Genomic DNA, 12,223 nt, shown 5'->3' with positions numbered 1-12,223 from the left:
CGCCGCCGCCCAGCGCCGGCGCGGCCAAGCAAAACGCCATGATCCAACTGAAAAACCTCAACCTGCGCCGCGGTCTGAAAGAACTGCTGGTCGGCGCCAATTTGACGCTCAACCCCGGCTACAAGGCCGGCCTCACCGGCGCCAACGGCGTCGGCAAATCCAGCCTGTTCGCCATGCTGCTGGGCGAATTGCACGCCGACAGCGGCGACGCGCTGATCCCGCCCAACTGGACCCTGGCCCACGTGGCGCAGGAAACCCCGGCGCTGGAGCGCAGCGCGCTCGATTACGTGCTGGATGGCGACAAGGAGCTGCGTTCGCTGGAAGCCCAGCTGGCCATCGCGGAAGGCAAGCACGACGGCAACGCCATCGGCCACCTGCACGGCGAGCTGGCCAATATCGACGCCTACTCCGCGCCCGCGCGCGCCAGCAAGCTGCTGACCGGCCTGGGCTTCGACGAAGCCGGCCAGCAGCGCCCGGTGGCCAGCTTCTCCGGCGGCTGGCGCATGCGGCTGAACCTGGCGCAAGCGCTGATGTGCCGCTCCGACCTGCTGCTGCTGGACGAGCCGACCAACCACCTGGACCTGGAAACGGTGCTGTGGCTGGAAGATTGGCTGAAGAGCTACCCCGGCACCCTGCTGATGATCTCGCACGACCGCGACTTCCTCGACAGCGTCTGCAGCCACATCGTGGAAGTGGCCAACCAGAGCCTGACCCTGTACACCGGCAACTACAGCCAGTACGAAACCATGCGCGCGGAAAAACTGGCGCGCCAGCAGGGCGAATACGAAAAGCAGCAGCGCCAGATCGCCCATCTGGAATCGTTCATCAACCGCTTCAAGGCCAAAGCCAGCAAGGCCACCCAGGCGCAAAGCCGGATCAAGGCGCTGGAAAAGCTGGAGCGCATCGCGCCGGCGCACGTGTCCTCGCCGTTCGACTTCCATTTCGACAGCCCGGACAACCTGCCCAACCCGCTGCTGAAGCTGGAAAAGGCCAACGCCGGCTATGGCGACAAGATCATCCTGTCCCAGATCAGCCTGTCGGTGGAGTCCGGCGCGCGCATCGGCCTGTTGGGCGTCAACGGCGCCGGCAAGTCCACGCTGGTGAAGCTGCTGTCCGGCGACCTGGACCCGCTGTCCGGCGAACGCGTCAACGCGCAAACGCTGAAGATAGGCTACTTCGCCCAGCACACGCTGGAAACGCTGCGGCCGGAGGAATCGCCGCTGCAGCACATGCAGCGCCTGGCCCCCACCGCGCGCGAACTGGAGCTGCGCAGCTTCCTCGGCGGCTTCAACTTCCGCGGCGACAACGCCACCGACCCCACCGGCCCGATGTCCGGCGGCGAGAAGGCGCGGCTGGCGCTGGCGATGATCGTCTGGCAAAAACCCAACCTGCTGCTGCTGGACGAGCCGACCAACCACCTTGACCTAGAAATGCGCCACGCGCTGACGCTGGCGCTGCAGGACTTCAGCGGCGCGCTGATCGTGGTATCGCACGACCGCAGCCTGCTGGAGTCCACCACCGACGTGTTCTGGCTGGTCAGCGGCGGCAAGGTGCAGCCGTTCGACGGCGATCTGGAAGACTACCGCCAGTGGCGCATCGCCCAGCTGGCCGAAGGCAGCCAGCCCTCCAGCGGCGACGCGCAAGGCGTCAACCGCAAGGAACAGAAGCGCCAGGAAGCCGAAGCGCGCCAGCAACTGGCCAAGCAGCGCAAGCCGCTGCAAAACCGCCTGAGCAAGCTGGAACAGGAAATGAACAAGCTGAGCGAGGAAAAGTCGCAGCTGGAAGCCTTCCTGTCGTCCAGCGAGGCCTACGACGACGCCAACCGCCAAAAACTGGCCGACAGCGTCAAACGCCAGGGCGAAGTGGCCGGCCGGCTGGAAACCGTGGAAGAAGAATGGATGGACGTGCAGGAACAGCTGGAGGCGATGGAGTAAGCGCTCGCGCCCGCTTCCACCCCATTGACGACACCCCTCTCGCAGGGGTGTTTTTATTTTCGCCGTACGCGACCCGCATTGGCAAGCCGCCGGCAAAGGCTAGACAGGCCGAAAACCGGGCAACCGAACCGCCGCGCTCTCGCCGCAGCCCCTCTTTGCAGGATAGCCATAAGCCGCGGAGCTTTCGCTTTCCAACACAATCCACATCCAAATAGAACAAAGCTGTGGACAAGCCCGGGATAGCCCGGCTTTTATCTTTAGATTGAACAACTTGCCGAATCAGATTAAAAAACAGGCAATATCGCCGCTTACCCACACCGCTCCGGAACAAGCCTGGTGACAGACTGTGGATAAACCCAACAGCCCATTGAAATAAAAGCATAAAATCAGCATGTTCATTTTTTAAGCAGCCAGGCCGGCCTGGACGGCAAACGAATATCGAACACCCAGCATGCCCGCATCTCGGCCTGCGCGACGATGCGGCGGCGGGAAGTCAGGCGCATCCAAGCTGCGGCGCGCCAAATAAAAATGCCATCCGCTTTTGACAGCGGACGGCATTGGCCGGACGGCGCACTGAAACGAATCAGGCGACCGACGGTTCTTTCATCAGCAGGGTGATCAGGCCGGCGATCTTGCGCTTCAACTCGCGCCTATCCACCACCATGTCCACCGCGCCCTTTTCCAGCAGGAACTCGGCGCGCTGGAAGCCTTCCGGCAGCGTTTCGCGCACGGTCTGCTCGATCACGCGGGCACCGGCGAAGCCGATGCGCGCCTTGGGTTCGGCCAGCACCACGTCGCCCAGGAAGGCGAAAGAGGCGGACACCCCGCCCATGGTCGGGTCGGTCAGCAGCGAGATGAACGGCAGCTTGTTCTCTGACAGCAGTTGCAGCGCGGCGCTGGTCTTGGCCATCTGCATCAGCGAATTCAGGCCCTCCTGCATCCGCGCGCCGCCGGAGGCCGCCACGCAGATGAACGGAACCTTGGCTTCCACCGCGGCTTGCACGCCGCGCACGAAGCGCTCGCCCACCACCGAGCCCATGGAGCCGCCGATGAAGCGGAATTCAAACGCGGCCACCACTGCCGGCAGCGAATGGATGCTGCCCTGCATCACCACCAGCGCGTCGTCTTCGCCGGTGTCACTCTTGGCCGCGGTAAGGCGGTCGGGGTACTTCTTGCTGTCCTTGAACTTGAGGATGTCCACAGGGCGGACTTCCTCGCCTATTTCGCGCCGGCCCTCTTCATCCAGCAGCAGGCTCAGGCGCTGACGCGCCGTCAGCGGATGATGGTGGCTGCACTTGGGGCAGACCTGCAGATTGCTCTCCAGGTCGGTGTAATACAAAACTGCTTCACATTCCGGGCACTTGCTCCAAAGCCCCTCGGGTACCGCCGAAGGCTTGTCAGCGCGGTTTTCGCGCTTGATCTTCGGCGGCAGGAGCTTGTTCAACCAGCTCATGCTGACTCCTTGAATCTTGAGTGTCCGGGACATATCCCGGCCACAGGAAGACGGAGGCCTCGCCTCCGTCAGTGTTCTAGCGGATGGCGGCCTTCAGTTCGGCCACCAGATGAGTTAACTGCTCTCTGGCAGTTTCGGGTGTCGCCGCCTCGATTTCCTGCACCAGCCGGCTGCCCACCACCACCGCGTCGGCGGCGGAGGAGATGGCCTTGGCGGTCGCGGCGTCGCGAATCCCAAAGCCCACCCCTATCGGCAACGGCAGTTTTTGTCTGAGGGCAGCAATTTTACGCGCTACGTCATCAATGTCCAGATGTCCGGCGCCGGTCACCCCCTTCAGGGACACATAATAAACGTATCCGCGCGCCAGTTTGGCGATTTCCGCCACACGCGCCGGCGGCGTGGTGGGGGCAATCAGAAATACCGTATCCAGGCCGGCGGCGTCCAGCGCCGCCTGCAATTCTGCCGCTTCTTCCGGCGGACAGTCCACCGTCAGCGCGCCATCCACCCCCGCTTCCTTGGCCCGGCGGGCGAATTCGGCATAGCCCATCGCGCACAGCGGGTTCAGGTAACCCATCAGCACCACCGGCGTGACGGCGTTGGTGCGGCGGAACTCGGCCACCATTTCCAGCACGTGGCGCAAACCCACCTTGTGCTTGAGCGCGCGCTCGGACGCGCGCTGGATCACCGGGCCGTCGGCCATCGGGTCGGAAAACGGCACGCCCAGCTCGATGATGTCGGCGCCGCCGTCCACCAGACCGTGCATCAGCGATACCGTCAACCCCGGATGCGGGTCGCCGGCGGTAATAAACGGGATCAGCGCCTTTTTGCCGGCAAGATCGGCGAAACACTTGGCAATACGTGACATACAGCGCCCCCTTACAGCGTGATGCCGGACAGGCCGGCCACGGTATTGATGTCCTTGTCGCCGCGGCCGGACAGATTGACCAGGATCACCTTGTCCTTGCTCATGGTCGGCGCGGTCTTGGCGGCCCAGGCCAGCGCGTGGCTGGATTCCAGCGCGGGGATGATGCCTTCCAGATGGCAGCAGTCGTGGAAAGCCTGCAGCGCCTCCTCGTCGTTGATCGCCACGTATTCGGCGCGGCCGATGTCCTTCAGATGGCTGTGCTCCGGGCCGACGCCCGGGTAATCCAGACCCGCCGACACCGAATGGGTCTCCACCACCTGGCCGTCTTCGTCCTGCATCAGGTAGCTTTTGGCGCCGTGCAGCACGCCCACTTTGGCGCCCGCGGTGATCGGCGCGGCATGGCGGCCGCTATCTATGCCGTGGCCGCCCGCCTCCACGCCCACCATGCGCACGCCGGGAACGTCGATATAGGGATGGAACATGCCTATGGCGTTGGAGCCGCCGCCGACGCAGGCTACCACAAGGTCGGGCTGGCGGCCGATGATTTCCGGCATCTGCATCTTGGATTCCTCGCCGATCACCGACACGAAATCGCGCACCAGCATCGGGTAAGGATGCGGGCCGGCCGCGGTGCCCAGGATGTAGAAGGTGGAGTCGACATTGGTCACCCAGTCGCGCATCGCTTCGTTCAGCGCATCCTTCAGCGTCTTGGAGCCGGACTCCACCGGCACCACGGTGGCGCCCAGCAGCTTCATCCGGAACACATTGGGCGACTGGCGCTTCACGTCTTCCGCGCCCATGTACACCACGCATTCCATGCCGTAGCGCGCCGCCACGGTGGCGGTGGCCACGCCGTGCTGGCCGGCGCCGGTTTCGGCGATCACGCGTTTCTTGCCCATGCGCTTGGCCAGCAACGCCTGGCCGATGGCGTTGTTGATCTTGTGCGCGCCGGTGTGGTTGAGGTCTTCGCGCTTCAGGTAGATCTGCGCGCCGCCCAGCTGCTCGGACCAGCGCTTGGCATGGTAGATCGGGCTGGGGCGGCCGACGTAATGCTTCAATTCGTGATGGAATTCCTGCCAGAACGTCGGATCGGCCTTGACTCGGGCGTATTCCGCCTTCAATTCGTCCAGCGCCACCATTAAGGTTTCCGCGACATAGACGCCACCATAAGGACCGAAATGGCCCTGCGCATCCGGAAAATCATACCGATCCATGTCTTGCTCCTGATATGAATGCCGCCATTCTGGCCGCATCTTTGATTCCTTTGGACGCCTCCACTCCGCTGGAGACATCCACCGCCGCCGGCTTCACCCGGCGCACGGCTTCCACAATATTGCTTTCGTCCAGGCCGCCGGACAGTATCAACGGCAGCGGCAGCGCTTCCGGCAGCAGGGTCCAGTCAAAGGTGGCCCCGGTGCCGCCGTGCGCGCCCTCTACGAAGGCGTCGGTCAACAAGCCGCGCGCGTCCGGATAGCGGCCGGCCCACTCCAGCAAGTCCATGCCGGGCCGTACCCGCACCGCCTTCAGGTAAGGCCGGCGGAAAGAGCGGCAGAACTCGGCCTCTTCCTCGCCATGGAACTGCAGCACATCCACCGCGCACGCGGCCAGCACCTGCTCCACCCACTCGCGCGCCGGATTGACGAACAAGGCCACCACGCTGACGAAGGGCGGCAGAGCGGCGATCACCGCCCGCGCCTGCTCCAGGCTGACATTGCGCGGACTGGGGGGGTAAAACACTAGGCCGACGGCATCCGCGCCCAGCGCCGCCGCCGCCGCGCCATCTTCCGCCCGGGTGATGCCGCATATCTTGATTCTGACCATCGCGCGTTACGCCCTTGTTATGACGATTGAATATTACCGCAAAGCCAATCGTTCCGCCGCAAACTGCGAAGGCAAGGCGAACGGTTCCGGATAGCCCACCCCGGTCAGGTACAGCCCGTCCGGCATGAAGGTGGGCGGGGCGCTGGTGCGGTCGCAGGCCGCCAGCAGCGCCGACATGCCGTCGGCGTCCATCGCGCCCTTGCCGACATACACCAGCGCGCCGACGATATTGCGCACCATATGGTGCAGGAAAGCGTCGGCTTTCAGGTCGAAGCGCAGCAGGCCGCCGTTGTCGTGGATATCCAGCTGCTGCAAATCCTTGACCGGCGATTTGGCCTGGCACTCCGAGGCGCGGAAGCTGGAAAAATCATGGCGGCCCAGCAGCCTGCCCGCCGCGGCGCGCATCGCGCCCACATCCAGCGCCTGATGGAACCAGCCTACTTTGCCGGCCAACAGGCAAGGCCGCACCGGGCTGCTCAGCAGGAAATAACTGTAACTGCGGGAAAAGGCCGAAAAGCGGGCATGGAAGGTTTCATCCACTTCGCGCGCCCACACCACCGCGATTTCCGGCGGCAGCAGCGCATTGACGCCGCGCACCCAGGCGTTCAGCGGCCGGGCGGCCTCGGTATCGAAATGCACCACCTGCATCGCCGCGTGCACGCCCGCATCGGTCCGGCCGGCCGCCAGGGTACTTATCGCCTGATTGCCGGCGATCTGGCTCAAAGCCTGATTCAGCCTGTCCTGCACCGTATTGCCATGCGGCTGGGTCTGCCAGCCGGCAAACGCCCGGCCGTCGTATTCAATGCCCAGCGCGATTCTCATGCCCACTCTTTCATTCCATCCCGGCAACCGCCGCGCCTTGCGCGCGGATGCGACAAAACTGCCACTCTACCCTATCCGGCCCGGTTTGCGCCATGTTCCGGGCTGCGCAAAAGCAAATGGCATCGCCTGAATAAGCGATGCCATCTGCCGACTTTCCCCCCGCATGCGCGCGTCTAGCGGCCTTGCTGCGCTTCGCGGATCAGGATTTCGGCGGTTTCCTTGTCACCCATCTCCATATAAAGCTTGGCCAGCTCCAGCTTCTCCGGATCCGGACGCGGTTCGGCTTCAAGCTCGGGCGCCGCTGGCGCGGCCCGCAGCGGCGCGGGCTCCCGTTCGGCTTCGATCATGGTTTCGGCGACGGCGGGCGCGGCAGTCGGGGGCAAAGGCGTGCGCGCCTCCTCAGGCATGGCGATTTCGGCCGCTGCCGCGGCGGAGGGGACCACAGGCTCCAGTGCGCCCACCGCCGGCATTTCCACCGACTGCGGCGCTTGCGCGGTTTCAAACAAGGGATGGCCCGGCATCGCGGCGCGGCCCAATTCGCACACCCTCATCCACTGGGTGCTGTCCTTGCCGAATATGTCGCGCGAGCGCGCCGCCTCTTCAAGAAACGCCGCCTTGTCCGGCTGCGCCGACAGCACTTCCAGCAGCTTATAGCGCAGATCCTGCCGCGCCGGCTCCTTCTCCAGCCCTTCGCGCAGGATCAGCAAAACCTGATCATCACGGCCATAAGCGAGATACACCTCGGCCTCGGCCATCGGATCGACCGAATCCAGATCGATGCCGTCGCCTTTTTTCAGCGTGCTCATCAGCGAGGTCAGCGGCCCCAGCGTCAGCATAGAGGACGGCACGTCTTTGCCGCCGCCGTACTCGTCCGCGGTCTCCGCCTCCGCTTGCGCCGCGCCCGCCCGCTTTCTGCGCATCAGCAGCAGCGCCACCAGCGCCAGCGCCGCGCCGGCGCCGCCCAAGCGCAATTGCACATCCCTATCGCCCAGCACCGCCAGCGCATCGTCCACCACGCTGCTGGCGGCATGCGGCGCCAACGGCGCCTTGGCCTGCTGCTTTGATTCGGCGGGCGACATGGCCTGGCGCGGCGCCGATGCGGTCACCGCGGTGACGACCACCGCCGGCTTGGGCTTGTCCATCCGGGCCGCGGAGGCCGGCGGCGCATGAATGGCAGCCGGCGGCGGCACAGCCGGTTTGGCCTGAGGGGGCATCGGCGGCGTCATGGCGGCGGCGGGCGGCGCGGCGGCGGTCTTGTCCTTGTTTTGCTGGATGGTGCGGATTTGCGCTTCCAGCGCGCGTGCGCGCGCCTCGGTCTGCTTCAACGCGCGGTCCTGCATCGCCAGCATGTCGCGCATCCGGCGTTCCGCCGCCAGGGCGGCCGGCGACGACGCGGCCGGTTTGACGGAGGCGGCCGATGGCATCGGTTTGTTGTCTGCCGCCTTGGCTACGCCGGCCGGCCGGCCGTCGGCCAGCAGTTTCGCCATGCTGCCCGATTTGGCTTCCGCGCCGGCGGCGTCACCCTTCTCCGCCGCATGGCGGGCCGGTTCGCCGCGCAGCGTCCATTGCGCCGGGTAACGCAACTCGGCCCCGGCCAACAAACGGTTGGCGTCGCCGCGGATAAACGCGTCCGGATTATCTTTCAACAGCTTGCCCGCCACGTCCTCGCCGGCGGCATGGCCGCGCATGCGCGCGGCGATCGCCGACAGGCTGTCGCCCTTGCGCACTTGGTAGACGCGGGTTTCCGGCGCGGCGGCGGATGGCGGCTTGGCGTGGTCGGCAGCGGAATCCTGCGCCGTCGGCGCGCCTTCCAGCATCAACGCATAGCGCTTCTCCACCTTGACGCCGGCGGCTCTCACCTCCAGCCGGAACGTCAGCCGCGGCGCCGTGATGGGCAAACTGGAAGCCAACTGCAGCACATGCCGCCCATCGCTGGAGCGATCCAGCTTGTGCGCGATGGACGCCACCTGCTGCAGTTGCTCCGGCGCCACCTCTCCTTGCGCGGGATCGGCGAAAATGGCCACCTGCACCTGGTCCGTCTTATCGAATACGCCGCCCAGCAGCCGGAGCTCCGCCTGCAAGGGCTCGCCCAAGCGCGAGCTGACCTTGAGTTCGCCCAAACCCGCGCCGTCCAGCCGCGAGCCCTGGTCTGGCGAGGCGACATGGCGCTTGCCATCGTCGCCGCTTGCCGGCGCGGGCTCCTTGCGGCGCGGACCGTCGCGCTTGTAGTCCACTTCAAATTCGCGCACCAACCGCCCATCCGGCCAACGCACCTCCACCGCGAAACGCAGCAAAGGCTCGCTGAAGCTGGCCGGTCCCTTGACCGTCACTTTCTGGATATGCCCGTCGCTGCCGCGAATCAATCCGAACTGCAGCATCGAGGCCGACCCGCTGTAAGGCGACAACAGGGCATAGCGATTTCTATCCGCCAGGTCGGCCTGGGCGAAGTTTTCAATTTCCTCGTTCACCACGGGAATTTCCGCCGAGAACGCCTCGCCGTCGGCGGAAAGCACATGTATCGGCCCCAATCCCGCCCGGACTGCCGATACGCTTCCCAAGCCTGCCAACAGCAAGGCCAAACTCGCCATGCGAAAATTTGCGACCATCGTGGACGTCCCCAACCTATTTGCTTGCATGTTTTGCCCCAGGCCCGGCGGATATGCCCGCCATCTCGATCCGCCCTGGCCCCATCTTGAAATCAAACCATTTCAAGACGGCTGACAATGCTGATAATTACCTGCGATTAAACCTCAAGCCGCTGCCGGCTGACAACCCGATGCCGGACCGATTTCCAGCGATCATCTTTATATAAAATAGGCCGGAAACCGCGCATAGCAAATTGTCCCAAACCCGATTCGTCAAATAAAACAAAATGCTAGCCGATTCTTTCACGCATCGAATCCGCCATTGCCCCGCAGGATCGCGGCGCCGCGTCCGCCGCCATGAAAATAATCCGGACAAACAAATGGCCGGGCGTCGTTTCGGAAAACAAACGCCCGGCCATCGGAAGAATCCGGCACACCGGAAAATCAGACGCTGATCTTGTCCAGCAACGCTTTCGCCTCCTCCTTCAACGCGCCCTGAGCTTCGCTCACCAAATCCTGCAATACCTCGCGCGCGCCTTCTCTATCGCCCATGTCCAGATAAACCTTGGCCAGATCCAGTTTGGTCGACAGCGGATCGTCCATCACCGACATGCCCTCCGCCTGGGCGGGAGGCTCTTCGGCCGGGGGCGCTTCGGCGGCCGGCGCTTCGGCCAGCATGTCCTCGTACAACGACTCCAGCCCGCCCCCGCCTTCCGCGGCCGGCTTGGCTTCCTCAGGCGGCGGCGCGTCCAGATTGAAATCGAAATCCAACAGGCTGGCCTCGCCTGCCGGCGCCGGTTCCTCGGCGGCAACGGGCGCGGCTTCCGCCGGCAGCATCGCTTCCAGGTCGAAATCCAGCGTGCCGCCCTGGTCTTCGGCGGCGGGCGCTTGTCCCGCCGGCGTATCGAACAAGGCGGCCAGCGGATCCGCCTCCTCCGCCATCGCCGGCGCGGACTCGGCGGCGGGCGGCGCATCCGGCGCGGCTTCGCCGAACAGCTCCTGATCCAGATCGATGCCGCCGCCAAGGCCCGCGGACAGATCCAGCTCCGCGTCGGGCGCCATCTGGTACAGCGGATTGTCCGGATCGATCGCGCGCCCCAGCGTAACCGTCCTGGCCCACAACCCGCCCTTGCCATCGAAAGCGGCGTTCATTTCCTTGGCCAGGCGCTCGAAAGCGGCTGTGTCCGGACGCGCCGCGTACACCTCCATCAGCTTCATCCTGACCTCATGGCGGGAAGGATCCTTCTGCAACGCATCCTTCAGAATTTCCTCGGCCTGCTGGTCGCGGCCATAGGCGATATAAACCTCGGCCTCGGCCACCGGGTCGACTTCGGCCGCGTCGATCGCGCCCGCCGCCTGGGTGAAGTTGCTCATGAAGGAATGGCTGCCGCCCACGGTGCTGGGACCATGCCCGGTGACCGTAGAGCGCGCCAGCGTGGCGCTGGTAGCCGACAGGCTGCCCGCCGCCGCGCGCCTGCGCATGACTACCGCGCCCAGCAGTCCCAGCAAGGCGACCACGCCCACCCCGCCGCCGATCAACGGCAGATGATCCAGCAACTTGTCGAGCAGCGATTTGTTTGGCGGCGGCATCGGCGGCGCCGCGTGCGCAGGGGCTGGCTTCTTGAGCGGATGGGGCGCCGGTTCAGGCTTGGGCATCGGCTTAGGCGCGCTTGCCGCCGGAGCCGCCGCCGGAACGCTGGCGACCGCCATGGGCGCCGACGCCATGACAGGCTTGGCCGGCAGCGGCTGGCCGCCCCGCATCGCCTTCAACTCCTGTTCCAGCGCCGTGATTCTGGCCGACGCCTCTTGCAAGGCCTTTTCGCGGGCGTTGATCTGCTGCTGCAGGTCATTCAGCCGCGCATTGTCGCTCCCGTCGCCCGGCACCAGCTTGAGCACGTCGCCGCCCTTGCCGGCCGGCGCCGCCGACTGGCCACCGGCCGAAGCCGCGGCCGGGGCGGCATCGCCCAGAATGCTGGCGACCTGGGCCGCGCCCAACGCCTTCATCTTGCGCGCCGACGGCACTGTCAGCGACGAGCCCGGTTTCGGATGATTGACGTCGCCTTCGGCGAAAGCGTCGGGGTTCGCCTGCACTAGCGCCGCCATGGTCTGCCGCAACGACGCGCCCCGGGGCTTCACCCTCTGCGCCAGCGAACGCAGGGTCGCGCCCGGCCTCACTTTCAGCACTGTGGGTTCGACGACGCGCGGCTTGGCCGGGGCCGCCGCCTGGTAGCGGCCGGCCTGGTCGCTGTCGGCGTAGCTGGGGACATCCTGGACGATGTTCGGGCCGCCGACATTGTAATTGGCCGGATCCAGCAACACCGTGTATTCGCGCACCGAGCGGCCGGACGGCGCCTTGGCCTCCACCACGAAGCGCAGGTAGGGGTCGGTGATCGGCTGGACCGAGCTGACGCGGATCAGCGCGCCGCGCGGATTGGGGCTGAGCGCGAAGCGCAATTGGGACAGCGAGGAGGCGTAATCGACATTCAACGCCTGGAAGGTATCGATGCTGGCCAGCCCCACCCTGACGGCATCCATTTCGCCAGGCTGCACTCCGGTCATTTCGATGTCGGCTTTCAGCAACTCGCCAAGATTGGAGCGGACATGGATCCTGCCCAATCCCGCCCAAGCCGCGGCAGAGCATGCCAAGCCTATCAACAGGACGCCAAGTTTGAGTTTTACCTGATTTCTCACTGTCTACCTTCCGGCATGGTCTCGTTTTATTTTATAGGCACAGACCCGCTGG

Annotated in this window: 8 protein-coding genes; 1 reads left to right on the top strand and 7 read right to left on the bottom strand. The window is 65.2% G+C overall.

Going from position 1 to position 12,223, the window contains the following annotated elements:
* Window positions 1-38 precede the first annotated feature (38 nt).
* The gene (locus U6115_RS10460; protein ID WP_043579103.1) at window positions 39-1,934 is read left to right on the top strand and encodes an ATP-binding cassette domain-containing protein; all 1,896 of its coding nucleotides are present in this window, start codon (window positions 39-41) and stop codon (window positions 1,932-1,934) included.
* A gap of 583 nt (window positions 1,935-2,517) precedes the next feature.
* Here the strand turns inward: U6115_RS10460 and accD are convergent.
* From accD to U6115_RS10425, 7 genes are all read right to left on the bottom strand, one after another.
* Entirely contained in the window at window positions 2,518-3,387 is an 870-nt protein-coding gene (gene accD, locus U6115_RS10455; RefSeq protein ID WP_043579102.1) for an acetyl-CoA carboxylase, carboxyltransferase subunit beta, read from the bottom strand.
* 76 nt (window positions 3,388-3,463) lie between these two features.
* Window positions 3,464-4,252, bottom strand: a complete 789-nt coding sequence (gene trpA / locus U6115_RS10450) for a tryptophan synthase subunit alpha (protein ID WP_043579101.1) — start codon at window positions 4,250-4,252, stop codon at window positions 3,464-3,466.
* 11 nt (window positions 4,253-4,263) lie between these two features.
* Entirely contained in the window at window positions 4,264-5,466 is a 1,203-nt protein-coding gene (gene trpB, locus U6115_RS10445; RefSeq protein ID WP_043579099.1) for a tryptophan synthase subunit beta, read from the bottom strand.
* Window positions 5,453-6,073, bottom strand: a complete 621-nt coding sequence (locus U6115_RS10440; protein WP_043579097.1) for a phosphoribosylanthranilate isomerase — start codon at window positions 6,071-6,073, stop codon at window positions 5,453-5,455. The genes trpB and U6115_RS10440 overlap by 14 nt, the downstream gene beginning before the upstream one ends.
* A gap of 33 nt (window positions 6,074-6,106) precedes the next feature.
* Window positions 6,107-6,895 carry a tRNA pseudouridine(38-40) synthase TruA gene (gene truA, locus U6115_RS10435; RefSeq protein WP_043579096.1) on the bottom strand — a complete coding sequence of 263 codons (789 nt, stop codon included), beginning with the start codon at window positions 6,893-6,895 and terminating at the stop codon, window positions 6,107-6,109.
* A 173-nt stretch (window positions 6,896-7,068) separates the two neighbouring features.
* Window positions 7,069-9,483, bottom strand: coding sequence for a FimV/HubP-related protein (locus tag U6115_RS10430; RefSeq protein WP_444861077.1), 2,415 nt, complete (start codon window positions 9,481-9,483; stop codon window positions 7,069-7,071).
* A 441-nt stretch (window positions 9,484-9,924) separates the two neighbouring features.
* Window positions 9,925-12,096 (bottom strand): FimV/HubP family polar landmark protein, encoded by a 2,172-nt coding sequence (locus tag U6115_RS10425; protein WP_052258258.1) that lies wholly within the window; start codon window positions 12,094-12,096, stop codon window positions 9,925-9,927.
* Window positions 12,097-12,223: the final 127 nt, after the last annotated feature.

The organism is Chromobacterium subtsugae (genome assembly GCF_035919665.1).
GTDB classification, from domain to species: domain Bacteria; phylum Pseudomonadota; class Gammaproteobacteria; order Burkholderiales; family Chromobacteriaceae; genus Chromobacterium; species Chromobacterium subtsugae.
Note: the sequence above shows the minus strand (reverse complement) of the source record. Positions and strands in the feature narration are given on the sequence as shown.

What these genes read in the sequence shown, in the direction of transcription:
- U6115_RS10460 (WP_043579103.1), top strand. Translation starts at nt 39, where the DNA reads ATGATCCAACTGAAAAACCTCAACCTGCGCCGCGGTCTGAAAGAACTG.
- accD (WP_043579102.1), bottom strand. Translation starts at nt 3,387, where the DNA reads ATGAGCTGGTTGAACAAGCTCCTGCCGCCGAAGATCAAGCGCGAAAAC.
- trpA (WP_043579101.1), bottom strand. Translation starts at nt 4,252, where the DNA reads ATGTCACGTATTGCCAAGTGTTTCGCCGATCTTGCCGGCAAAAAGGCG.
- trpB (WP_043579099.1), bottom strand. Translation starts at nt 5,466, where the DNA reads ATGGATCGGTATGATTTTCCGGATGCGCAGGGCCATTTCGGTCCTTAT.
- U6115_RS10440 (WP_043579097.1), bottom strand. Translation starts at nt 6,073, where the DNA reads ATGGTCAGAATCAAGATATGCGGCATCACCCGGGCGGAAGATGGCGCG.
- truA (WP_043579096.1), bottom strand. Translation starts at nt 6,895, where the DNA reads ATGAGAATCGCGCTGGGCATTGAATACGACGGCCGGGCGTTTGCCGGC.
- U6115_RS10430 (WP_444861077.1), bottom strand. Translation starts at nt 9,483, where the DNA reads ATGGCGAGTTTGGCCTTGCTGTTGGCAGGCTTGGGAAGCGTATCGGCA.